Source organism: Acinetobacter sp. WCHAc010052 (assembly GCF_002165295.2).
GTDB classification, from domain to species: domain Bacteria; phylum Pseudomonadota; class Gammaproteobacteria; order Pseudomonadales; family Moraxellaceae; genus Acinetobacter; species Acinetobacter chinensis.
Map to the genome: position 1 here is coordinate 1,370,474 of NZ_CP032143.1, position 23,394 is coordinate 1,393,867.

Annotated in this window: 20 protein-coding genes; 11 read left to right on the plus strand and 9 right to left on the minus strand. The window is 42.8% G+C overall.

Annotated features, from left to right (window positions below):
- Positions 1-39: 39 nt before the first annotated feature.
- The 4 genes from CDG61_RS06805 to CDG61_RS06820 form a co-directional block, all read right to left on the minus strand.
- Entirely contained in the window at positions 40-579 is a 540-nt protein-coding gene (locus tag CDG61_RS06805) for a gamma carbonic anhydrase family protein (RefSeq protein WP_087511401.1), read from the minus strand.
- A gap of 106 nt (positions 580-685) precedes the next feature.
- Positions 686-1,834: a D-alanyl-D-alanine carboxypeptidase PBP5/6 gene (dacC, locus tag CDG61_RS06810; protein WP_087550326.1), complete on the minus strand. Its 1,149-nt coding sequence runs from the start codon at positions 1,832-1,834 to the stop codon at positions 686-688.
- A gap of 117 nt (positions 1,835-1,951) precedes the next feature.
- Positions 1,952-2,341 carry an MCR_0457 family protein gene (locus CDG61_RS06815; RefSeq protein WP_087550325.1) on the minus strand — a complete coding sequence of 130 codons (390 nt, stop codon included), beginning with the start codon at positions 2,339-2,341 and terminating at the stop codon, positions 1,952-1,954.
- A gap of 191 nt (positions 2,342-2,532) precedes the next feature.
- Positions 2,533-2,907: an MCR_0457 family protein gene (locus tag CDG61_RS06820; RefSeq protein WP_087511405.1), complete on the minus strand. Its 375-nt coding sequence runs from the start codon at positions 2,905-2,907 to the stop codon at positions 2,533-2,535.
- A 109-nt stretch (positions 2,908-3,016) separates the two neighbouring features.
- On the opposite strand from CDG61_RS06820, the gene surE reads away from it, so the two are divergent.
- The 3 genes from surE (at position 3,017) to CDG61_RS06835 (ending at position 5,740) form a co-directional block, all read left to right on the plus strand.
- Complete coding sequence (gene surE / locus CDG61_RS06825; RefSeq protein WP_087550324.1) at positions 3,017-3,787, plus strand: 5'/3'-nucleotidase SurE; 771 nt, start codon at positions 3,017-3,019, stop codon at positions 3,785-3,787.
- Positions 3,788-3,901: 114 nt separating this feature from the next.
- A complete protein-coding gene (locus CDG61_RS06830; protein WP_087550323.1) occupies positions 3,902-4,717 on the plus strand; it encodes a peptidoglycan DD-metalloendopeptidase family protein in 816 nt (271 codons plus the stop codon).
- A gap of 93 nt (positions 4,718-4,810) precedes the next feature.
- Positions 4,811-5,740 carry a LysR family transcriptional regulator gene (locus CDG61_RS06835; protein ID WP_087550322.1) on the plus strand — a complete coding sequence of 310 codons (930 nt, stop codon included), beginning with the start codon at positions 4,811-4,813 and terminating at the stop codon, positions 5,738-5,740.
- A gap of 65 nt (positions 5,741-5,805) precedes the next feature.
- Here CDG61_RS06835 and CDG61_RS06840 read toward each other — a convergent pair whose 3' ends face one another.
- Complete coding sequence (locus CDG61_RS06840) at positions 5,806-7,017, minus strand: aspartate aminotransferase family protein (RefSeq protein ID WP_087550321.1); 1,212 nt, start codon at positions 7,015-7,017, stop codon at positions 5,806-5,808.
- Positions 7,018-7,217: 200 nt separating this feature from the next.
- Between CDG61_RS06840 and grxD the strand changes: the two genes are divergently transcribed.
- Positions 7,218-7,559 carry a Grx4 family monothiol glutaredoxin gene (grxD, locus tag CDG61_RS06845; RefSeq protein WP_087511409.1) on the plus strand — a complete coding sequence of 114 codons (342 nt, stop codon included), beginning with the start codon at positions 7,218-7,220 and terminating at the stop codon, positions 7,557-7,559.
- 110 nt (positions 7,560-7,669) lie between these two features.
- Here the strand turns inward: grxD and CDG61_RS06850 are convergent, their stop codons facing one another.
- Entirely contained in the window at positions 7,670-10,288 is a 2,619-nt protein-coding gene (locus CDG61_RS06850; RefSeq protein WP_087550320.1) for a Lon protease family protein, read from the minus strand.
- Positions 10,289-10,469: 181 nt separating this feature from the next.
- On the opposite strand from CDG61_RS06850, the gene CDG61_RS06855 reads away from it, so the two are divergent.
- The 4 genes from CDG61_RS06855 to rpmE all read left to right on the plus strand — a co-directional run bounded on the left by CDG61_RS06855 (position 10,470) and on the right by rpmE (position 14,729).
- Positions 10,470-12,635 carry an AmpG family muropeptide MFS transporter gene (locus CDG61_RS06855; RefSeq protein WP_087550319.1) on the plus strand — a complete coding sequence of 722 codons (2,166 nt, stop codon included), beginning with the start codon at positions 10,470-10,472 and terminating at the stop codon, positions 12,633-12,635.
- A 33-nt stretch (positions 12,636-12,668) separates the two neighbouring features.
- Positions 12,669-13,070, plus strand: a complete 402-nt coding sequence (gene gloA, locus CDG61_RS06860) for a lactoylglutathione lyase (protein ID WP_087511413.1) — start codon at positions 12,669-12,671, stop codon at positions 13,068-13,070.
- Positions 13,071-13,281: 211 nt separating this feature from the next.
- Entirely contained in the window at positions 13,282-14,277 is a 996-nt protein-coding gene (locus CDG61_RS06865) for a bile acid:sodium symporter family protein (RefSeq protein WP_087511709.1), read from the plus strand.
- Between the two features lie 224 nt (positions 14,278-14,501).
- On the plus strand, positions 14,502-14,729 hold the full coding sequence (gene rpmE, locus CDG61_RS06870) for a 50S ribosomal protein L31 (protein ID WP_087511415.1): 228 nt from the start codon (positions 14,502-14,504) through the stop codon (positions 14,727-14,729).
- Positions 14,730-14,839: 110 nt separating this feature from the next.
- Here the strand turns inward: rpmE and CDG61_RS06875 are convergent, their stop codons facing one another.
- Genes CDG61_RS06875 through epmB form a run of 3 tightly spaced genes read right to left on the minus strand, consistent with a single transcriptional unit; the run spans position 14,840 to position 19,715 of the window.
- Positions 14,840-16,954, minus strand: coding sequence for an EAL domain-containing protein (locus CDG61_RS06875; protein ID WP_087550318.1), 2,115 nt, complete (start codon positions 16,952-16,954; stop codon positions 14,840-14,842).
- Entirely contained in the window at positions 16,936-18,684 is a 1,749-nt protein-coding gene (locus CDG61_RS06880; protein WP_087550317.1) for a GTPase, read from the minus strand. Before CDG61_RS06880 ends, CDG61_RS06875 begins: the two co-directional genes overlap by 19 nt.
- Positions 18,685-18,698: 14 nt before the next feature.
- On the minus strand, positions 18,699-19,715 hold the full coding sequence (epmB, locus tag CDG61_RS06885; RefSeq protein ID WP_087511421.1) for an EF-P beta-lysylation protein EpmB: 1,017 nt from the start codon (positions 19,713-19,715) through the stop codon (positions 18,699-18,701).
- Between the two features lie 327 nt (positions 19,716-20,042).
- Between epmB and efp the strand changes: the two genes are divergently transcribed.
- From efp to CDG61_RS06900, 3 genes are all read left to right on the plus strand, one after another.
- Positions 20,043-20,612 (plus strand): elongation factor P, encoded by a 570-nt coding sequence (efp, locus tag CDG61_RS06890; protein WP_087511423.1) that lies wholly within the window; start codon positions 20,043-20,045, stop codon positions 20,610-20,612.
- A 314-nt stretch (positions 20,613-20,926) separates the two neighbouring features.
- Positions 20,927-23,023 (plus strand): carbon starvation CstA family protein, encoded by a 2,097-nt coding sequence (locus CDG61_RS06895; RefSeq protein WP_087550316.1) that lies wholly within the window; start codon positions 20,927-20,929, stop codon positions 23,021-23,023.
- Positions 23,020-23,322, plus strand: coding sequence for a YbdD/YjiX family protein (locus tag CDG61_RS06900; protein ID WP_087511427.1), 303 nt, complete (start codon positions 23,020-23,022; stop codon positions 23,320-23,322). Before CDG61_RS06895 ends, CDG61_RS06900 begins: the two co-directional genes overlap by 4 nt.
- Positions 23,323-23,394 lie beyond the last annotated feature (72 nt).

A 23,394-nucleotide genomic window follows, 5' to 3' on the forward strand; every position in this document is an offset into this window, starting at 1 on the left:
AAAATTCATTAAACATAAAATTTCGTATGCGAAACAGACCTAAGCCTGTTCCATATAATTATTCGACACTTTTACATAGTTCTGAGCAGAGTAGGGTAAAAACTCTTTTTCCTTATCAGTTAAAGGACGAACTTTCTGTACAGGACTGCCGACATACAGGTAACCGCTTTCCAGCACTTTTCGTGGTGGAACAAGCGAACCTGCACCAATCATCACATCATCTTCAATCACAGCATCATCTAAAATAATGGCATTGATCCCGACCAGAACACGGTTGCCAATGGTACAGCCATGCAAAGTCACATGATGACCAATCGTGACATCTTCACCAATAATCAAAGGTGAACCATTGGGTTTGGCATCATTTTTATGGCTTACGTGCAACATACAGTGATCCTGGACATTGGAATTGCGCCCGATCTTAATATGATTGACATCACCACGGATGACTGCGAAAGGCCACACCGACACATTTTCCGCAAGGGTCACTTCACCAATGACGACAGAAAGTTCGTCTATGTAACAGGTCGAATCAATTTTAGGATGATGATGCAGATATGGGCGGATATTCTTTTTCATGACATTCCATTGCAAAACTTTATATAGCGTAGAGTATAAAATAAAAAAGCATCCGAGCCGAGGCTGGGATGCTCTAGTCTAAGCTGAAAATCAGCCAGGAAAAATTTTAGAACAGGTTAGCAAAGAACTGCTTGATATGATCAATCATACGGGCAAAGAAACCGGCTTCTTCAACTGCTTTTAATGCAACCAGTGGTTTTTCAGCAATAACTTTACCATTGAGTGTTGCTACGTATTTACCAACAACCTGACCTGCTTTTAACGGAGCCGTCAGTTTAGGCTGAACAACCAGCTGAGTTTTAATGGCATTTGCCTGACCTTTAGGCATCGTGACATTAAACGCTTCAGGAAGACCGATCTGTACGTCATTCTCTTTACCGAAGTAAACTTTGGCTTTAGCCAGTACCTGGTTGGCAGGTTGTACTTTGACTGTTTCAAAGTTTGCATAGCCCCATGCCAGAATTTCGCGTGTCTGAGAAGCACGCTCATTCATGCTTGGCGCACCAAAAATAACCGAAATCAGGCGCATTGGACCACGTTTTGATGAGGTGGTCAGACAGTAACCTGCTTCTTCAGTATGACCTGTTTTTAAACCATCCACACTTGGGTCAGTGTAGAGCAATGCATTTCGGTTACCTTGTCTGATGCCATTAAAGGTGAATTCTTTTTCAGAATAGATCGGGTAATATTTAGAGCTGTCATGGATAATGTGCTGAGCTAGTGTCGCCATATCTTTAGCAGTAGAATAATGACCTTCAGCAGGCATACCTGTTGAGTTGATGAAGCTGGTATTGATCATGCCAATACGCTTTGCTTCTTCATTCATCATGTGTGCAAACGTACCTTCATTTCCGGCAATATGCTCAGCCATTGCTTTGGAAGCATCGTTACCAGACTGAACAATAATGCCACGAAGCATCTCAAGTGCGGTTGCTGTTCCATTCAGAGGAACATACATGCATGATTCGGTGCTGCTGCCACGACACCATGCAGATTCATTCATCCGTACTTTTTCATCTTCAGTGAGTTCACCCTTCAGTAACTTTTGTTCAATGATGTAGCTGGTCATCATTTTAGTCATTGAAGCAGGGGCCAGTTTTTCATTTTCGTTTTTTGAAGCCAGTATCTGTCCTGTTTCATAATCCATCAGTACATAGGATTTATTATTAAGTTCTGGTGGAGAAGCCAGGACAGTTGCTGCATGGGAAAAACATGGTAATAGTAATGCGGCAGCAAGGGCGCTTTTTCGGATCATGCTGGGTGGTTCCAATATTTTGATATAGCACAAAGAGCCTAGCATTTTAGGATAAAGCAAAGCCGACTTCCACGGTAGAAATCGGCTTATTTTAAAAGTATTTGTAACCAATTCGTTTTATTTGCTGTAATTGGTCAGTTCCTGACAGATTTTAAGGTTGCCGGCATTGCCAGCATTTTTGGCATCTGAACGGGCTTCTTTCAGAAAGCTCTGAAATTTTTTCTGTTTGCTCAGGTTAGCCAGGGCTGAAACAGAATCTTTTTCCTGCGGAAGATATTCTTTGGTCAGTTTTTGATAGCCCGCTGCAAACTTTTCTTTGTTGTCTACAATGGGTGGGCAGACTTCAGAAAGCACATAAATAGCAGCCAGTTCTTCCTGTGTGATTTTCTGTACAGGTGTAACTTCAATATTTTCATCGGCTGGGCTGTTTGCAGAAACAGAAGTGGAAATGACTGAGCATGCTGTCAGTGCTGTCAATGCAAAAGATTTTAGAACAGATAAAGTCATTTCAATATAAACCTGAATAATTACTGATAAAACATAAGCGGATTTAAGGGTACCCTGAATTTATGTAAATAAAACAGTAAAAATGTATAGGGAGTGCTGAATCGTGAAGAAGATATGTAGAAATAGAAAATAAAAAAGAACTTCAGTCGGGAAATTCTTTTTTAATCAAGGGATCTGAATTGTGTGGAGGATTATTCTGAATAGTTCAGAACATCATCACAGACAGATTTTTGCTCATCTTTAGATGTATCCTGAGCATCTTTGCGGGCTTCCTGCAAAATGGTTTTGTACTCAGTGTCATTTTGCAGTTTTTCGTAGGTCATGGACTTATCTGAGTATTCTTTCAGGTAGCTGTCGATCAGACTTTTTACATTTGTTGCAATTTTTGCACTGTTTCCTGTAACGGCAGGGCAAACTTCATTCATAATCTGTGCAGCCGCAATATCTTCTTTGGCAATAGTGTTTGCTTCTTCCTGGCTGAGACCCTCACTGGCTGATACAGCCTGAGTCAGTACAGCAGCAAAGATGAACCCCGATAAACTGCGGAAGAAAGTTGTGTATTTCATGCGAATCACTTTTTATGATGGAAGTTGGTGCTAAATATATATAATTTCTCATATATTTCAATTGAATGATCTGATCAGTCATGGTTTTTTACAGCAGGATTTTTGTATAGTGAATATTTTAATTGCAAATGATGATGGGGTACTTGCTCCTGGTATTCAGGCACTTGCACAGGCATTGCGTCCTTTAGGGCGGGTTGTTATTGTCGCGCCAGAGAGTGAACGTAGTGGATTTTCCAGTGCACTGACCCTGGACCGTCCATTAAAACCTTTACAGATTGCAGAAGATATCTGGGCAATCAATGGAACACCTGCGGACTGTGTCTATCTTTCCATGAACGGGCTGTTTGATTTTGAGTTTGATCTGGTGGTCAGCGGTATTAACAGTGGTGCAAACCTGGGTGATGATGTACTTTATTCAGGAACTGTCGGGGCGGCATTTGAAGGACGGTTAATGAAACTGCCGGCGGTTGCAGTTTCGATGTCAGGACCTGATGTCCGTTCATATACTCAGCCTGAACAGTATGCTGTTGCTGCACAATGGGTACATGATTTTATTGCTGCAGGACTCCCTGTACTGCCACAGCGTCATATTCTCAATATCAATATTCCGGATATTGCTGAAATCAAAGGTGCAAAAGTGACTTACCAGGGACGTAAAAGTCAGTCAAAACCAATCACCAGTCATGTAGACCCACGTGGTCGTCAGGTGTACTGGATCGGTCTTTCGGGAGAGTCTGTCGCAGAGCAGAAAGAAGGGCTGAATGGAATTGAGTCAGACTTTTTTGCTGTGGCAAATGGCTTTGTCAGTATAACGCCTATACAGATGGACGCCACAAATTATGAAATTCTGAATACATTGAGTGCTCAGCTGAGTAAATAACGCCAATTAATGTTATAACTTTGTGAAAATACGCATGTTGACGCTATTTTATGAATGTTTTTTGCTAATCTAACCGCAAAACCTAAATATACAGAAATGCAGAGAGGAAGCTGAATGCCTTTGGTGTCACAATATCGCTTATTTACAGTATCTTCGGCTATGCTCAAGACTGTTGTACTGTCTTCTGCTGTGATTTCAACCGTCATTTTGAGCGGTTGTGCTTCGAAGCCGCAGGTCAATAATCCAACCCGTTACGCTAAAGCACCTGATTACTACACAGTACGCTCAGGGGATACATTAAGTGGAATTGCTGCCCGTTACGGATTGAGCTATACCAGTGTTGCAGATATGAATGATATTGCTGCACCTTACAGAATCTATGTGGGACAGTCCATTCGACTGAAAAGCTCAGGTGCCCGTAAAACAGCATCGACGGCTGCGGTTACTCAGACTGCACCTATTCAGCGTCAGACAATTGCATTACCTGCTGGTCAGACAGCACCAGTTGTTCCTGTGACACCTGTTTCTCCTGCAGCACCGGCTGGCGTATCCGTAGCTTCGAGTCTGAAATGGGTTAAACCATCCACTGGCGCGGTTGTTGAAAGTTTCAATGCTGCAGCAAATGTAAAAGGTATCCGATATGGCGGTAACCAGGGCGATCCAGTCTTTGCAGCAGCGAATGGGCAGGTTGTATATGCTGCAGATGGCTTAAAGGAATACGGCAATCTGGTCCTGATCAAACATATTGATGGTTACATTACGGCTTATGCCCATAACAGTAAAATGTTGGTCAGCAGTGGTCAAAATGTAACGGCTGGTCAAAAAATTGCTGAGATGGGTTCGACGGGTGCAAGCCGGACAATGCTTGAGTTTCAGGTACGTTTGAACGGGAAACCGATCAATCCTGCGAATGTTTTACCAATAAACTGAATTTAGCTGATACAAAACACGAATTTCACCGTATAATACAATGAGTTGCTTTTATTGGGAGATAAGAGCACTCATAAGTTCAGAGGGAAATTTATGTTAGATCAACTTCGGGCAATGGGAGTATTTGCCTGTGTAGTTGAAAAAAGTTCGTTCAGTGGTGCTGCCCGCGAACTGGGTATTACTACAAGTGCTGTAAGTCAGCAGATACGTTCACTGGAACAGGAGATGGAAGTCACACTTCTGCATCGTTCCACACGTAAGCTGAGTCTGACAGAAGCAGGACAGGCCTTTTTTCATAGCTGCAAGGAAATGCTGGCTGCTGCTGAGCGTGGAAAAATACGCATTAATGAATTACGTGATGACCTTGTAGGTGATCTACGGATTGCAACGACCCCAGAACTTGGTGCAAATCATGTTGTACCTGCACTGTCTCACTGGATGCAGGCTCATCGTGGTCTTTCAGTACAGATCGAAGCAGACAATCAGTATATTGACCTGATTGAGGGACGCATTGATATTGCACTGAGAATGAGTTCAAAAATTGAAGACAGTAACCTGAATATTATTCCGCTTGCGAGAGTGGAGCAGGTGTTGGTCGCTTCACCAAGTTATCTGAATCAGTCAGCTCCGGTTTCGCGTCCGGAAGATTTAAAAAATCATGATCTGATTCCTGTGAATCTGATGAAAAATTATCAACATTTTTCATTTACTCACGGTGTAACAGCTGAAGCGGTTTCATTGGAAATGAACACACGTTTGACCACAAATAATGTACTGGTTGCAAAATCATTATGTCTGCATGGACATGGTATAGCCCGTATTTTATATCTGGATGTACAGAAAGATTTAGTCAATGGATCATTGATGGAAGTCCTGCCTGAGTGGAAACTGCCAACTTTCACTTTGTACGCCATTACTTCAAAAAGCGAACAGCAACCGATGAAAGTGCATCGTTGCCTGGATGCATTAAAACAATATTTTTGCCAGCTACCAGGTGGCAGAATATACCAAGAAGCTTCATAAAAGCCCGTAATATGAAAAAAAGCCGCTAAAAGCGGCTTTTCGTGTTTTTAAACCAGGAAAAAGTTTCAGGCAAGAAACTTTTTCACCATTTCAACAACGCGTTCAATGAGCTGATCAGCCTGAGCCTTATCAATATTCAGTGGTGGCAGCAGACGGATGACTGAGCCAGCAGTTACATTCAGAATCAGTCTGTATTCGTCACGGGCAATATTGACCAGTTCACCACATGGTTTTGGCAGTTCAATGCCGATCATCAGACCAAAGCCACGGACAGTGACATTCAGATCAGCCAGCTGTTCTTTAAACTGATTAACGATGTAAGCACCCATTGAGGCTGCATTTTCAACCAGCTGCTCTTTCTGAATGGTATTAATTACAGTGTAAACCACACGTGAACCCAGTGCTGTGCCACTGTAGGTGGAACCGTGATTTCCGGCAGTCAGTACACCAACACCGCGTCCCTGAGTCATGACAGCACCAATCGGGAAACCATTTCCCAGTCCTTTGGCTGTAGAGATTACATCAGGAACAATACTGGTGTGCTGGTAGGCAAAAAATTTACCTGTACGGCCATTACCGGTCTGAACTTCATCCAGCATCATTAACCAGTTGTGCTGATTACAGATACGACGGATGTCTTCCAGATAGCTGAAGCCCTGAGGTGCAGTATTTACACCACCTTCGCCCTGAATCGGTTCAATCAGAATGGCAACAATGTCCGGGTGGTTGATTGCAGCTTCTTCAATGGCTTCGATATCGCCAAACGGAACACGGATAAATCCTTCAACAAGCGGTGCAAAACCTTCCTGAACTTTTTTATTGCCTGTAGCTGACAGTGTTGCCAGGGTACGACCGTGGAAAGAATGGTCAGCGACAATAATTTTAGGGTTGGCAACACCTTGAAGATGACCAAATTTGCGGGCAATTTTAATTGCACCTTCATTTGATTCAGCACCACTGTTTGAAAAGAAGACTTCTTCCATACCGGCAACTTCTGCCAGTTTTTGAGCCGCAGCCGTCTGCCATGGAACTTCAAAAAGGTTACTGGTGTGAATCAGGGTTGCAGCCTGATCAGCAATTGCTTCAGTCACAGCAGGGTGTGCATGACCCAGACCACAGACCGCAATACCGGTCAGTGCATCCAGATATTCTGTACCGTCTGCTGTGTAGAGATAAGATCCTCGTCCTCGGACAAAGCTGATCGGTTGACGGCCAAATACAGGCATCAAATGTGATGGTTGATCAGTTTGTACAGGGGCAAGGGTAATGTTGTTCATGACTAACTCTTATCTGTCAGTAGGATTGAAAAAAAGAACTGAGCGCCATATTTTACAGGTCTGCTCAGCAAACTCTATATAAGCAAAATATACCCAGGAATAAAAGTCCGATTGTAAATAAAACTGGAAATATTGCTTTAGAGATACTGTTTTGTTGAGTTTTGGGTATAATGCACGACAGATTAGTTGAGGATTTTTCAATGACTGAACAAGCACGTGATACTGAAGCGTTAATTCGTGACCAAATTGCTAAACATGCTGTATTACTTTATATGAAAGGTACACCGCAATTCCCACAATGTGGTTTCTCTGCGCGCGCAGTAGAAGCACTCAGTCAGATTGGTCGTCCTTTTGCTTATGTGAATATTCTGGAAAATCAGGATATCCGCGCTATTTTACCGCAGATTGCAAACTGGCCAACTTTCCCACAACTGTGGATCAATGGTGAGTTGATTGGTGGTAGCGACATCATGCTTGAAATGTTCCAGAATGGTGAGTTAAAACCATTGGTTGAGCAGTATAGCCCAGCGCCTGAAGCGTAAGTCATGTAACAGATGATGTAAAAAAGCACCTTTTATAAGGTGCTTTTTTATGACTGAAATAACATGAACATTTCGGCAGCACCTGAAAATCTAAATGCTGCCGATCTGAGTTATCTGTTTTTATGCGCTTTTGCAGACAGTTCAGGCTGATCTGTGGTTTCAGCTTTTTCTTTCACTGACTTTGCACTTTTTTTCTTTTTCTTCTTCTTTTTCTTAGGCTCGACTGTAATCTCAGCACCATCTTCAAGTGCCTGCCAGTAGTCCAGCTGCGCCATAACTGCTGCATAAACAGAACCTTTGGTATAGCGTCCTTTTTTATCCAGAGTACCGACCGGACGAGCCATCAGGATTTCAAGCGCCTGATCAATGGTTTCAATGGCATGAATATGGAACTTGCCAGCTTCCACCATTTCAGTGATGTCTTTGCGTAACATCAGGTGCTGCATGTTCTGACGGGGAATAATCACCCCTTGTTTGCCGGTCAGTCCCTGCAGTTTGCAGGCATCGTAGAAACCTTCAATTTTAGCATTTACACCACCGATAGGCTGAACCTGACCCAGCTGGTTCATGGAACCTGTGATAGCCCAGGACTGGTCAATCGGTAGCTGACTGATGGCAGAGATTAAAGCTGAAAGCTCAGCGACTGTTGCGCTGTCACCATCGACCTGACCATAGCTTTGTTCAAAGGCAAGTGCCGCAGAAAAATGCAGCATCTGCTCACGCCCGAAGTGTGCTTTTAAGAAACTGGACATCAGCAGCACACCTTTGGCATGCAGTGAGCCACCAAGCTCCACAGAGCGTTCAATGTCCAGAATGTCGCCACCCCCCTGATAAACCGATGCAGTCAGTCTGGAAGGCAGACCAAACTCAACGTCGGCATAATGGATGACGGACAGGGCATTGATCTGCCCCAGGCGGTGTCCCTGAGTCTCAATGAGCTGGGTGCCACGGGACAGATCCTGCCAGTACAGTTCACGCAGATAACCAAGACGGTATTTACGATGATCAAGGGCAGTATCAATATGACGGTCGGACACAATTTTATCATTTGCCTGAACCGCATGATGGTGTGCTTCACGAATCAGATCGCCGAGTGTTAATGCATGCAGTGACAGTGAGCTCTGGTCTTCCGCCTGACGGCTTGAATCAGTCAGCAGTGCTGCCAGTGCTGAACGGTCAAATGGCAGCAGCTTATCCTGCTGGACATAATCTGCGATCAGCTGCATATATGCCTGTTCATTGGCATCATTACGCTGCAGAGTGTCTGTAAAATCAGCGCGGATTTTAAAAATACTGCCCAGTTCCGGTTCAAGTTCCAGGATGTCATAATAAATTTCTGGTTCAGCCAGTAAAACCACTTTTATATTCAGTGGAATGGATTCTGGTTCAATCGAAATGCTGCCTGTCAGTGTCAGCATATGTTCAAGAGAAGACAGCTTCAGATGCCCTGATTTGAGTGCCCGTTTAAGTCCCTGCCAGGCATAAGGTTGTTCAAGTAACTGTTCGACTTCGAGCATCATAAAACCACCATTGGCTTTATGCAGTGTGCCTGAGCGGATCAGAGAAAAATCCGTTGTAATAGTACCATTCTGAGTTAACTGCTCTACATGACCCAAAAGGTTGTAGTGCGTTGGAAAGTCTTCAAAAATAACAGGCGCACCGGAGTTTGGCTTATGGGTGACTACAATGTTGGCCTGGTATCTCGATGGGACACGGCTGAACAGACCAGGAGTAAAGTCATCTTCCTCCTGCTCCAGAACCATTTCAACATTATTGATAATGTCTTCTGCATAATGCTTTAAATATTCACTCAGCCCACTGACTTCACTGAATTTATTCAGAATGGCTTCTGTCCGAGGCAGGACTACCTGTTTAGCAATATCACGGTTCAGCAACTGAACTTTGTCACGGGCGTCATCTTCCAGGTCACCCAGGTGTAACCCAAGACGTTCCAGTTTTTTGTCCATATAGCGCATGTTGGATGCAATTTCTGCACGCTCTTTGCTGTTCAGTGCATTGATTTCCTCCTGAGACATTTCCTGAAATTTATCGTCTTTCAGATGCACAGGTATAAAACAGTGTTCTTCATTACTGGAAATCAGTTTAAGGTCAAGTTCTTCACCTTCACGGGTCAGTTCCGCCAGTGCGAGTTGCTGCTCGTCACCTGTCTGCTGACGGATCATCTCTATACGGTTGTGATAGATTTCTGCTGTAAAGCGACGTTCAAGCTGTTTAAGAATGGTTTGCCATGACTGCTGAAGCAGTGCCTGAAATTTGGTTGCCTGACCGGCAGGGAGTTGCAGCGCAATTGGCTTCCTTGGGTTTTTAAAATTATTGACATAAACCCAGTCATCTGGCGTAGGCATGGTTTTAGCGTGTTGCTGTAACAGGCGTTTCACCATTGTACGTTTGCCCAGCCCAGCCGTGCCTACTGCAAAAATGTTATAACCTGAATAAGGCAGGGCGATCCCAGCCTCAACAGAAGCACGGGCACGGTCCTGGCCCAGAAAATTATTCAGTGGTTTAATGCGCTTTGTGGACGCAGGAATTTTATCCAGCGCAGGGATATGAGTCAGTTGAGAAGCCTGAAGTCCTGTTTTGGTCAGCGTTGCCTGAATTTCTGTTTGATCAAATGCTGAAAGTAAACTGTTCTGTATATCTTTTGAGTTTTCTGATGTTTGAGTGGTGGATGATAAAGAAGAGTTAATCTGATCGAGTTTTTGGGTCACTGTTTGATAATCCGGAACATGCTTTTGACTGAAGTTTAAAGGTATACAGGTTTAAAGGAAAATTTCAAGCCGATATGCTGCATTTATCTGCAATTTAAAATAATCATTTCATAAATATTGTTGAAACCAGTTGCATTAAGCGTTTGAATAACCATATTCATTTTTAGACAAAAATAATGTAATGACAACTCAATCTAAAGACCATTCCAAAGGATGGAAAAGTGCCTTTACTGCATTTCTGGATCGTAGAGCATTAATTATGCTTTTCCTGGGGTTCTCATCGGGGATCCCCATTTTTCTGATCTTCTCTACGCTGTCTTTCTGGTTGACTGAGGCAGGTATCAGCCGCAGTACCATTACCATGTTTTCATGGGCGGCACTGGCCTATGCATTTAAGTTTATCTGGGCGCCTCTGATAGATAAATTACCTATACCACTTCTGACTAAAATGATGGGGCAACGCCGCAGCTGGTTACTGATTTCTCAGTTGCTGGTCATCTGTGCAATCTGCTTAATGGCAATGACCAATCCAGATCCGAACACGATGGCTTTTGGTTCAGTCAGCAGCCTGACTTTTATGGCAATGGCAGCTGTATTTCTGGGTTTTTCATCCGCAACTCAGGACATTATTGTGGATGCCTACCGGATTGAACTGGCAGATGATCCTGATGTGCAGACAGTACTGGCATCCACCTATAACGCAGGTTATCGGATTGCCACTATTATCACCCAGCTGGGCGCTTTGCTGTTTGCAGCCTCGCTTGGAACTGCTGTTGGAAACTATATTTATCAGGCATGGCAGACCACTTACCTGGTCATGGCGGGTCTGATGATTGTGGGTGTCATTACAACGTTTGTCATTCATGAACCTGTGGTAAAACGCCAGAGCGATCATTATAAAAGTACACAATATCTTCAGTTATTTTTAGTATTTGTTGTCTCGACGGGGATTTTTGTTACCGCATTCATTTATCTGGGACAATGGCTGAGTCTGCTGGCTGTTGAAGATGCATTTCTGAGTTTTGTCATTCAGGTCATACGTTTTGCAGGAAGTGTACTTTGCGCCGTGGCTGTGGTTATGCTGCTGGTTCAGACTCCTTTGGTTGACAGCAAGATTGTTGTTGATACATGGGTTGCTCCATTTCTGGATTTCTTTAAACGCTATGGGCTGAAAGTAGCCCTGGCAATTCTGTTATTGATCGGTTTTTATCGTATTTCAGATATTGTTGCAGGTGTCATGGCAAATCTTTTTTATCTGGATCTGAATTTTGATAAAGAGGAAATCGCCTGGTTCAATAAATTTTTTGCAATCTTTTTTGTGATACTCGGTGGTTTTTTAGGTGGTTTGCTGGCACAGCGCTACAATGTCATGAAAATGATGTTGCTGGGGGCTGTCCTTGCCAGTAGTACGAATCTGATTTTTGTCGGGTTAGTCAAATCGGGTTCCACGATCAATGATGTTCAGCTTTCTGCAGGAACCAGGCAGTATACGGTTCATCCTGATGAGGTCGGGAACTGGAATGTTAAAGTGGATGCAAAAGATTTTGCGGCATCTCCTCAGCTGAAAATTCAGGCACATCCTTCAGATACAGATCAGGCAATGGTGCTGACGGTTCCGGTTTCTGTATATCATGCAGGTGCTCAGCCACAGCTTATTGTTCGCGCGATTGGTGGAGATGATCAGTTACATCAGGATGAACTGAAAAAAGATGTGATTGTTCTGGGTTCACTGGTGAATTTGCCACAGCAGGCTACCGTTCAAAAAGTTCAGGTCAGTGTTCAGGGTGCAGAAGCTGTAGATGCTAAAATTGAAAATGGTTCATGGAGTGCAGTCATTCCTGGAGCACAACTGGCACAGCAGGATAAAATCAGCGTTCAGGCAGAATATCAGCATGCGGGACAGGTTCAGACTTTGACCCAGATGCATGCGTATCAGAATCTGAGCAATAAGGTACAGCCAAAGTACCGTTTATCTGTGGCAGATATTCCATCGGTCAATATAGATCAGCCGGAACAGGTGGAACTGAAAGGTAAAGTGATTGTGCCCTACAGTAAAGTCTGGCTGGTGATGGGGATTATTTTTGATAATCTGGCATCGGGGCTTGCTGGTGCAGTCTTTATTGCCTTTCTGTCCAGTCTGACCAGTGTGTCTTTTACAGCGATGCAGTATGCAATTTTCAGTTCATTAATGTTGCTTTTACCTAAAATGATTGGTGGATATTCGGGTACAATTGTGACCAGTTTTGGATATTCAAACTTTTTCTTCATCACTTTTTTGATGGGAATTCCAATCTTCCTGCTGGTGCTTTGGGTTGCTAAGCTGTTAAGTGATCACAAAACACCATAATTTAAAATATTAAACCCAAGATAGGTGAATATTATGCGTATGCTGCATACCATGTTACGTGTAGGCAATCTGGAGCGCTCACTGGCGTTCTATACTGAAGTCCTTGGTATGACTTTACTTCGTAAACGTGATTATGAAGAAGGTCGCTTTACCCTGGCATTTGTGGGTTATGGCGATGAAGAAAACAATACAGTGCTGGAGCTGACGCATAACTGGGATACAGATCATTATGAGTTGGGGAATGCTTATGGTCATATTGCAGTTGGTGTGGATGACGCCTATAAAGCCTGTGAAGAAATCAAAGCACGTGGTGGCAATGTCGTTCGTGAAGCGGGTCCTATGAAAGGTGGTGTAACGGTTATTGCTTTTGTTGAAGATCCGGATGGATATAAAGTGGAATTGATCCAGCAGGATCAGGATGCACGCAATAACTGATCTGAAAAAGGTCAGCTGTTAAGCATGTCTGATTTAAATTTAAGTGAACAATTAAGTAAAAGTTTAAGTGTCTGAAATAAATAGTGAACATTTTTCTCAGAAACTAGCTTAATTGAAACAGCCCAGTATGATGAATATTTACCCTGTGGTAAAACCATCTTCTGGGCTTTTTACTGCTCAGAAAAATCAGAAACACGACAGGATGTTGAATATGAATATATTAAAATTACTTGCACTTGATCGTTTCACAATTCTGTTGATCGTGATGGTCATACTGGCAACATTTTTACCTGTGTATGGACAGGCAGCCAGTATTTTTGGGGTTGTGACCAATATTGCTATTGCCATACTGTTTTTCCTGCATGGGGCAAAACTTTCGCGGGAAGCCATTGTGCAGGGGATACTGCACTGGCGACTGCATGGTGTGGTCTTTGCCATCACCTTTGCCGTGTTCCCCATTATTGGTTTACTGCTGAAACCTGTCATTGAGCCTTTACTGGGACAACAGCTTTACTGGGGCTTTCTGTTCATGTGCTTTTTGCCATCAACAGTTCAGTCTTCCATTGCCTTTACTTCAGTTGCTAAGGGTAATGTGGCAGCGGCAGTATGCAGTGCATCTTTTTCCAATCTAGTGGGTATGTTTATTACTCCAGTACTGGTCAGCCTGTTTATTTTTGGACAGAGTAAACATGAATACGATGCAACATCTTCCATCCTGGAAATTGCCTTGCTGTTACTGTTGCCGTTTATAGCAGGTCAGCTGTTAAGACCGCTGGTTTTCCCTTATATGGTGAAAATTCCGGGTATTGTAAAAGCATTTGATCAGGGCACCATTCTGATGGTGGTCTATGGAGCATTCAGTGGTGCTGTAGTGGCAGGTTTGTGGCATCAGGTCAGCTGGCAGACACTGCTGTTGTTAACGGTCATCTGTTCGCTGTTCCTGACCGTGATTATGTTGCTTGCATTGTATATTCCAAAATGGCTGGGCTTTAATAGGGAAGATCAGATTACGGTATTTTTCTGTGGGTCTAAAAAGACACTCGCCAGTGGTGTACCTATGGCTCAGATTTTATTTGCCGGACAGCCTTTGGGTATGATTGTTCTGCCTATTATGATTTTCCATCAGATTCAGTTGATGGTTTGCGGCATTATTGCCAATTACTGGTCAAAGCAGAATACTGAACAGAGTGATGATGGTGGATGGTGAGTTTTACTCGCATATTGTTGGAATTGGCTGTATAATACTGTCCACTTGTTGTGCTTAGCTCTGACGGAAGCCGTCTCGGTGGGCCAAAAGAAATGGTCTGTTATGGTGTTGGTCTGCACATTGTTCTGGATTTATCATTTGAATAATGCGCTTATTTCCTCATATTTATGAGAGTGATCAATTGCGATGACAGCGAAACCTTTCTTAACTTAGGAGAATCGACCATGCGCGCCGATATTCACCCAAAATATGAAACACTGGTTGCTACTTGTTCATGTGGTAACGTAATCGAAACTCGTTCTGCGTTAGGTAAAGAAACTATTTATCTTGACGTATGTTCAGCTTGCCACCCATTCTATACTGGTAAACAGAAGAATGTTGACACTGGCGGCCGTATCGACAAATTCAAACAGCGTTTTGCTGGTATGTCTCGTTCTATCAAACGCGACTGATCCATCAGGATGTAAAAAACGGGCAATTGCCCGTTTTTTTATGTCTGAAATTTTTAAACAGTACTGCTGTACGTAGATATTTAAAAATTTCAGTGTCAGATGTACAGAACCTACTGGTCCTGTACATCAATTAAATGATCCAGTTTCTTCTGGAAATAATCACCCTGGATGAAGCGGGCATCGACGTTCCATGCATTGGCGAATAAAGTCATATCATTCAGTTCGCGCAGCATAATCTGAACAGGTTTAATTTCATTGAAACGGGTCAGTTTTTCCTGTAACTCTTCCGTTGTCTTTTCACTTTGCAGCATTTTTGTCAGTGCATTGTGTAGAGTCAGAGAATTTACTTCGATCTGCTGAAGAATAGTCTCACTGTACATGGAGTTACCAAAATCACGGATAGCAATTTCAGCACCATGCTGTCTCAACTGAATAATCTGTTTCTGTGCTTCAATCTGATGCTGATTAATATCTTCTTCAGCAAACTGTAAAATCAGTGGATGGCTTTGTTTACTTCCAATAATCGTAATCAGTTTTGCGATAAATTCAGGGAAAGTTTTGTCCTGTAACAACACATGTTTGTTCAGGTTAACGATCAGTTTGGCATCAGGATACTGAGTGATAAAGTTATGCAGCTGCTTACAGGATTCCACCAGTATCCAGCGATCAAGTTTAATGGACAGTTCTGGGTCTTCAGCAAGTTCCATTAAGCTTGAAAGTGGTTTTAATGTATTTTCAAAAATGAAGCCACTGGTCACTTCATAGGTATATAAATTGCTGTCTTCTTTATCATACAGTTGTTGATATTTCAGGTGAATATCACCTTTTTCAAGACAGCTGCGTAAAGATTTGATCAGGGTTGAATCCTGTGAAGCAGGAGTGAGCTGAACCTGAGGAGCAAACAGTTCAATATCTGAAGTATCCAGGGAAATTTTCAGTGTGTCTTCAGACCCTTGATTCTGCGGTAATGCGGTTGTATAGGCTTTTGCAATCAGCTGTTCAAACTGATGTTCATCCTTTATTTCAGATTCCAGCAGGGTATAACCAATTCTTAAATTTAACGGGTAGGTTGCCTGATTGACATTGAGAAGTTGTGGCTTGCCTAGTGAGCTGAGACCGATCAGTTTTGATTCCAGACGGGCTTTGCTTTCCGCCTGGAAAAGCCCTGCTACAACAGAGGTATCTACGCTGAATAAAGGAACATTGGTCTGTTCTTTGATAAACTCTTTCATGTTTTTGAAATAGTTTTTAGAAGTGAGCCAGTCACTCTGGAAAATTTCATCAGGACATGAGTTTAATGAAAAAATAACCAGTGCATTGATATCAGATGGTTGTTTTGTTACGGTTCGGTTGATCTGCTGGAAGATGACTGGTTTCTGCTGTGCGTGATCAGGAGAAGAAGTGCCTGAAGCAGACTCTGTACTGCTGCCGGTATCGATTGTGATCTGTAAGGCATCATCATCAGAAGACGGTAAAAACTCAAGTTTCAGAGGATTATGGCTTGCAACCAGTTCATTTGCAGTACTGATATCAAAACGGCCTAAATCGAACTGACCCTGAGAAATCTTTTTAAAGCGTAATTTGAAGTCATTCAGATCATTGGGCTGTAAAAGATCCAGTAATGGCAGACCAATAATTTCATCTTCATTTTTAAAGCCGAAAAGTTCCAGATATTCAGGGTTTGCATTGACATGAATCCCTTCCTGAATGATGGCAACAGCTTTATGGCTGTCTTCAACAAGTGACTGCGCCTGAGTCTGAGCCGTTTCCAGTTCTTCCATCAGGTGTTCCTGAGCCTGTTGCAGGCGGCTGAAAGACAGGGCACGGATCAATCCCAGATAAAAGCGGTCTGTGTACTCCAGGTTCAGAATGTCAAACACACCCTTTCTGATATATGAGGTGTATTTTTCAGCCTCATAGTCGTTTGGCTTTAATAATAATAAAGGTAAATTAGGCTGTTTTGATGAGCGTATCAGCGGTAATGCCTGTTCAACTTTCAGGTCATAGGCCTGACCAAACAGAATTAAATCCCAGTTCAGATGAAGCTGTTTTTCAAAATTTTTAAGATCATCAAGCAGATAAGCATGTACCTGATGATCACTTTCCTGTAGCAGTTCACAGATTTTGTTATAACGGATCTGGTTATCGTCGATAATGAGTAAACGTGTTTCAGTACGTTTCAGTTTTTTGGATAGTAATGGATTTCTCACTTCAATGATTCCCATAAATCTTGATTTTTAATTTCACTGGCTTGTTTGCTGATGTAAGCATCAATCACAGATTGTTTCTGATCATTCAGTAACTCAAAGTCAAAGCGCATAAAGCTTTGAGTAATAAGTAAGGGTTTTACAAGGTAAACTTTCAGTTCTTCTGTTCCCAGTCTGAGCATTACGGTCTGTTTGTCGCGAAGCATCTGTAGCCCAGGAAGAATCAGGCTGCTGCTGACTTCATCGAGTTGAGTGGTCTGCACCAGCAAAGCAGGGTGATAATTGCCATGATTCCGGTCAGATTTGACGAAGATTGAGCATGGGTAAATATCCTGAGCCAGCATTTCAAGTCCAAGCTCAAGGCTCTTCTCTGCAGACTGTTTAATCCAGCGGATGACACCACCTCGCCACTGACTCTGCGCATTTTCCTGGACAAGAATAAATTCACCGGTTTTCAGGTTCTTAGGTGTTGCACCTGTCCATTTGATACGGTAACCATTTACACTGATATCGAGGACTTCTGTGGAGTAAATCTGTTTGGTTTCACGGTCCAGTGTTCTGGACGTGTTCATTTCAACAGGAATATTGGCACTCATTGAATTAATGAAATGACTTTCATTCTGGAACTGATAGTTTCCAGCATCGAGCTCTAAAGTTTCTTTGAAATTTTTACCTTTGGACAAATAGAAATGCGCAACAGTTAAGCCAAAGCAGATTTTCAGCTGTGCAGAATATTCATAACGTTCATGACGTCGCTCAGCGCTGTTGGTCAGCAGATTATGGATGTGAAAATGCAGTGCTGGAGTCAGGAACAGTTTTTCATTTCTGGACAGGTATTCGCCATTTTTACCCTGAGCATTGTTCAGGTGCTCAAGCAGATCCTGTGTGGAAATATAAATCCCAGGCTGGAAATTACCTGACTGGTGAGCGTTATAAATGGGAGGATGATCTTTTGATGTATCGACAATATAACGTGAAAGCGTGGTTTCTTTTGGAAGTACCTGTACCAGTTTAGCCCAATCAAAACTGCATAGATACAGTCCCTGAATTTCTGAAGGGCGGATCTGATGGGTATTGAAAATTTCAAGTAAAATCAGCTGGGCATAGGACTGATTGACAGACTGCAGCTGATGCTGAGTGCCCAGTAACTGATTGATATTGGTATGGTCATAGTGGTTCTGCAGAGCACAGTCCATAAGCTGATTGATGGTCAGCCACTGTCCTGGTAATGGCGCACTGTACTGAATCTGTTGTTGATACAGTAAAAGAGCCAGCTGCTGAAGTGCATAATATGAAGATACGATACGGGCTGTATGCAGATTTTTTTTCTGATTAAATGCAAAAAATGAAAATTTATTGTTATTCAGCTGATAATTGCTGCGACGGGCTATATCAATATAAATCTTTGCAAAATAGCATCTGAGCAACAGAGCAAGTTCAATGATATGTTCATTACGGTCATTGGTAATCAAGCCTTGATTGAAAAAATGCTTTTCAAGGCTGCTCAGAATATTTTCAATAATAGGATGGATGGACTGAATCAGATCAAAACGTAAGGTTTCCTGGCATTGCAGTTCAGATATTTCGAGCAGAGCATTGAACAGTGTTTTTGAAGAATCACCAAGCTGCAGAATGGAAAGACCCGCAGACCATTCCTGCACACTTTTGACGGTATTCTGACAGAAACTCAGTTTCTCACGCCGTAATTCGGTTGGAATCTGGAAGATGTCTGAAGGATTCGTAGTCATCGTTGTTATTTAACTCAATAAGTTGAAACCCCAAAAAGCGGTGTCTTGTTTTTTTCGCCCGCAATTTCCCTGACGAGTTTAGGAACCAGATAGCCTGGCAGGTTCGCTAAAACGTCCTTATAAATAAGATCAATGCTGTCAGGCATCAGATCAAAATGGTGAGCACCTTTCACTTTATCTAACACATGAAGATAATAAGGCATTACACCCGCATCAAAGAGTCGGTAACTTAAGTCGGTCAGGACCTGAGCTGAATTATTTACCCCTTTCAATAAAACAGCCTGATTCAGTACAGTGATCTGTTGCTGAGTCAGCTCCTTCAGTCTGGAACAGGTAAAATCATCCAGCTCTGATGCATGGTTTGAGTGTATCACCAGAATTATGCGTAGCCTACTGTTTTTTAAAATGGAAATCAGTGCTTCATCGACTCTGTTGGGGATTACAACAGGAACCCGTGAATGAATTCTCAAAAATTTTAACTGGGGAATGGACTCAAGTCGCTCTATCCACAACGCAAGTTTCCGGTTTGAGAGTGTCAGTGGGTCTCCACCGCTCAGAATCACTTCATTTATGTCGGGCTGACTTTCAAGATAAGCTTTAATATTAAGCCAGTCTTCATTTTTAGGCAGGTTTTCCTGGTAGGGGAAATGTCTGCGGAAACAGTAACGGCAATGTACGGCACATGCACCTGTTAATGTCAGTAAAAATCTGGATTTATATTTGTGAAGAACACCAGGTTGCTGGTTTGCATTTTCTTCAGCAAGTGGGTCTGTGACAAAGTCAGGATGTTCCTCCAGCTCAAGATGATGAGGGAGAACCTGGAGGAGCAGTGGGTCAAGTGGGTCACCTGTGACCATTTTTCCGACAAACGCTCGCGGTACACGTAATTTAAACTGTTCAGAAGCAAGAATTGCACCTGATAATAGTTGCTCAGGGGAGAGTCTGAGCTGTTCAAGCAATTCGAGAGGGTCTGTGATCAGATCACTGAGTTGAGATTGCCAGTTTTGCTCTTGGTACAAATAGTTTATCATGCCACGTGTTAAATAATGTTGGGTCAGGGATTGCAGGCAATTTCTGAAACCTGATGCGTTGTTGGAAAAATTGTTCAGAACAAGGTGTGAAACCTGCCATTGATGTTACCATGGTCAGAAATTGCGAACCTTGTTCAGACATTTTACCTGTAAGCCGAAGGCTCAGGGGCATTTTTTATATTGCTTTGCTGTGTGTTGCTTATTTAGAATACTAAACATTGCTCACGCGGTGGTTTCAGCACAGATGCTCTCTGTCGCTCAGCTGATAACTCAGCAATATTCCTTCGCGTCCATAGATTAAACCAGTAAGTTTGGAGTGTGCCATTCATGGCCTATTATTCTACAAATGATTTCAAGTCAGGCCTTAAAGTAATGCTTGACGGAAACCCATGTTCAATCATGGAAAATGAATACGTAAAACCTGGTAAAGGTCAAGCGTTCAACCGCGTAAAATTGCGTAACCTTCGTTCAGGTAAAGTTTTAGAAAAAACATTTAAATCTGGCGAATCTTTAGAAGCAGCAGATATTGTTGAAGTAGAGATGGATTATCTTTACAACGATGGCGAGCTGTGGAACTTCATGGATCCAGAAAGCTTTGAACAGATTGCAGCAGATAAAACTGCAATGGGCGATGCTGCTAAATGGCTGAAAGATGACTCCAATGAAAAATGTACAATTATGCTGTTTAATGGCGTTCCATTAAACGTAAGTGCACCAAACTTTGTTGTACTGAAAATTGTTGAAACTGATCCAGGTGTCCGTGGTGATACTTCTGGCGGTGGCGGTAAACCTGCAAAACTTGAAACTGGTGCTGTTGTCCGTGTACCACTTTTTGTTCAGCAGGAAGAAAGTGTGCGTGTTGATACCCGTACAGGTGATTACCTTGAACGTGCTTAATGCATGCTGATTCAGGTAAGACAGAAGGGATGATGAAAATCATCCCTTTTTTAATACTAAAGTATTAGATGAATAATGTGTGGGATAAGATAATTTCGAGAAGGAATGATCTGTTTAATAAAATGTAAACAACAAGAAATATATTGAAATTATCATGTGGAGATCGTGTTAATTATAAGCATTCAGAAGATTTTCATACCAAAGTATTGGGTGAAAAGTAAAGTATAAGGAGTACATTCGCAAAGGAAAAACAGCGGTACCTCGAACAATAAGAATTTCAAGCTGATTTGATGCAACAGATATGAGGGATTGAGATGGAATCTATTCAAACAAAATCCAGTATGACAGCCAAAATCATCTGGTTTTTAGTCGCAATTGTGGGAGCAGTGTCGTTCGGGATTCTCGCTCTCAGCCGTGGTGAACATGTAAATGCGGTCTGGCTGGTTTTAGCGGCGGCCTGTGTCTACAGTATTGCTTATCGTTTTTACAGTCTGTTTATTGCAACCCGCGTTTTTGAACTGAATTCAAGAAGACTGACGCCTGCGCAGCGTCTGGCGGATGGTCTGGATTATGTACCGACCAATAAATATGTATTATTTGGACATCACTTTGCTGCAATTGCTGGTGCGGGTCCACTGGTTGGTCCAATCCTGGCAGCTCAGATGGGTTATCTGCCGGGAACGATCTGGTTACTGGTGGGCGTAGTATTGGCTGGTGCGGTACAGGATTTTCTGGTTCTGTTTATTTCAACCCGTCGTGATGGACGCTCACTGGGTGAGATGGCGAAACAGGAACTTGGATCATTTGCCGGTGTAGTGGTCATGCTGGGTGCCTTAGGTGTGATGATTATCATCCTGGCGGTACTGGCACTTGTGGTTGTCAAAGCACTGACAAACAGCCCATGGGGTGTGTTCAGTATTGCTGCAACCATTCCGATTGCGCTGTTTATGGGAATTTATATGCGATTTATCCGTCCGGGTAAAATTGCAGAAGTTTCCATTATCGGTTTTGTTCTGATGATGGCTGCCATTATTTTTGGTGGTGATATTGCACAGCATCCTTACTGGGGAGCATTCTTCACACTGACAGGTACACAGCTGACCTGGTGTCTGATTATTTACGGTTTTGTTGCTTCAGTTTTACCGGTCTGGCTGTTACTGGCACCGCGTGATTATCTGTCAACCTTCCTGAAAATTGGTGTTATTGTTGGACTGGCGATTGGTATTGTTGTTGCACTGCCTGAAATGAAAATGCCGGCAGTCACGCATTTTATTGATGGTACAGGTCCTGTATTTGCAGGCTCAATGTTCCCATTCCTGTTCATTACTATTGCCTGTGGTGCGATTTCCGGTTTCCATGCGCTGGTATCTTCAGGAACCACACCTAAACTTGTTGATAATGAGAAAAACATCCGTGTCATCGGTTACGGTGGCATGTTAATGGAATCATTCGTTGCCATCATGGCAATGATCTGTGCGACCGTACTTGAGCCTGGTGTTTATTTTGCAATCAATGCGCCAGCCGCAGTACTGGGTACAACGGTGGAAAGCGCAGCAGAAGCAGTCAGAAATTTAGGCTTTGTTGTGACCCCTGAAGCGCTGACTTTACTTGCAAAAGAAGTCGGTGAATCGACTATTCTGTCCCGTACAGGTGGTGCTCCAACGTTTGCAATCGGTATGGCGCATATCATTACAGAAATCTTTAACAGCCGTGAAATGATGGCATTCTGGTATCACTTCGCTATTCTGTTTGAAGCACTGTTCATTTTGACCGCTGTGGATGCAGGCACACGTGCATGCCGTTTTATGGTTCAGGATACTGTTGGTATTGTTGTACCTGCACTGAAAAATTCACACAATTTTGTGGGGAATATGATCGGGACTGCGGTCGCTGTTTCAGGGTGGGGGTTCTTCGTCTACCAGGGTGTGGTCGATCCATTGGGTGGTATTAACAGCCTATGGCCACTGTTTGGTATCGGTAACCAGATGTTGGCAGCAATGGCACTGATTCTGGGTACAGTCATTCTGTTCAAGATGAAAAAAGAAAAATATGTCTGGGTTACTATTGTGCCTACAGTTTTCCTTTTCATTACCTGTATGACGGCTGGCTGGCAGAAGATTTTCCATGAAAATCCTAAAATCGGTTTCCTGGCTCAGGCAAACAGATTTTCCGATGCAATTGCTAAAGGCGAAATTTTAAAACCTGCGAAAACACTTGAGGAAATGCATACGATTGTGATTTCCAACCAGATCAATGCGGTACTTTGTGCATTCTTCATGATTGTTGCAGTTGTTATGCTGTTGGCTGCAATTGGTGTCATTCGCCGTGCACTGGCAAATCCAGAGCCTACGGTTAATGAAGCTGAAGCAATATACAGCGATGAAATACCTGTTGCTGGAGAAGTGAAATGAAACTGAAAGAGCAGATCCGTCAGAAACTGGCTGTAGGTAAAATCATTAAATTTACACTGCTTGCACAACCGAAAAAGTTTTTAATGCTGAATGGCATCCGAACAATTCAGTTGATATGGCAGCGTTTACAGCAGAGCTTCCGACTGATGGTGGGTGTACCTGATTATGCCAACTATGTTGAGCATATGAAAAAGCATCATCCTGATTTAAGCCCGATGGATGAAAAAACTTTCCACCGCTATTGTGTTGATGCCCGATATCCTTCAGCTGGTGGGACATTAAAAAAATGCCCTTGTTAAGCCTGGGAATCAGTCTGTAAATCAACTGATTTCTTTGGAAAAAACAGAAAACAGTGTATGTTGAACATGCAC

Bases quoted from the DNA above. Each gene is read 5' to 3' on its own strand.
- CDG61_RS06855 (WP_087550319.1), top strand. From the start codon at position 10,470: ATGACAACTCAATCTAAAGACCATTCCAAAGGATGGAAAAGTGCCTTT.
- CDG61_RS06880 (WP_087550317.1), bottom strand. From the start codon at position 18,684: ATGACTACGAATCCTTCAGACATCTTCCAGATTCCAACCGAATTACGG.
- CDG61_RS06875 (WP_087550318.1), bottom strand. From the start codon at position 16,954: ATGGGAATCATTGAAGTGAGAAATCCATTACTATCCAAAAAACTGAAA.
- CDG61_RS06895 (WP_087550316.1), top strand. From the start codon at position 20,927: ATGGAATCTATTCAAACAAAATCCAGTATGACAGCCAAAATCATCTGG.
- CDG61_RS06830 (WP_087550323.1), top strand. From the start codon at position 3,902: ATGCCTTTGGTGTCACAATATCGCTTATTTACAGTATCTTCGGCTATG.
- gloA (WP_087511413.1), top strand. From the start codon at position 12,669: ATGCGTATGCTGCATACCATGTTACGTGTAGGCAATCTGGAGCGCTCA.
- CDG61_RS06805 (WP_087511401.1), bottom strand. From the start codon at position 579: ATGAAAAAGAATATCCGCCCATATCTGCATCATCATCCTAAAATTGAT.
- CDG61_RS06865 (WP_087511709.1), top strand. From the start codon at position 13,282: ATGAATATATTAAAATTACTTGCACTTGATCGTTTCACAATTCTGTTG.
- CDG61_RS06820 (WP_087511405.1), bottom strand. From the start codon at position 2,907: ATGAAATACACAACTTTCTTCCGCAGTTTATCGGGGTTCATCTTTGCT.
- grxD (WP_087511409.1), top strand. From the start codon at position 7,218: ATGACTGAACAAGCACGTGATACTGAAGCGTTAATTCGTGACCAAATT.
- epmB (WP_087511421.1), bottom strand. From the start codon at position 19,715: ATGATAAACTATTTGTACCAAGAGCAAAACTGGCAATCTCAACTCAGT.
- dacC (WP_087550326.1), bottom strand. From the start codon at position 1,834: ATGATCCGAAAAAGCGCCCTTGCTGCCGCATTACTATTACCATGTTTT.
- CDG61_RS06900 (WP_087511427.1), top strand. From the start codon at position 23,020: ATGAAACTGAAAGAGCAGATCCGTCAGAAACTGGCTGTAGGTAAAATC.
- CDG61_RS06835 (WP_087550322.1), top strand. From the start codon at position 4,811: ATGTTAGATCAACTTCGGGCAATGGGAGTATTTGCCTGTGTAGTTGAA.
- CDG61_RS06815 (WP_087550325.1), bottom strand. From the start codon at position 2,341: ATGACTTTATCTGTTCTAAAATCTTTTGCATTGACAGCACTGACAGCA.
- efp (WP_087511423.1), top strand. From the start codon at position 20,043: ATGGCCTATTATTCTACAAATGATTTCAAGTCAGGCCTTAAAGTAATG.
- rpmE (WP_087511415.1), top strand. From the start codon at position 14,502: ATGCGCGCCGATATTCACCCAAAATATGAAACACTGGTTGCTACTTGT.
- CDG61_RS06840 (WP_087550321.1), bottom strand. From the start codon at position 7,017: ATGAACAACATTACCCTTGCCCCTGTACAAACTGATCAACCATCACAT.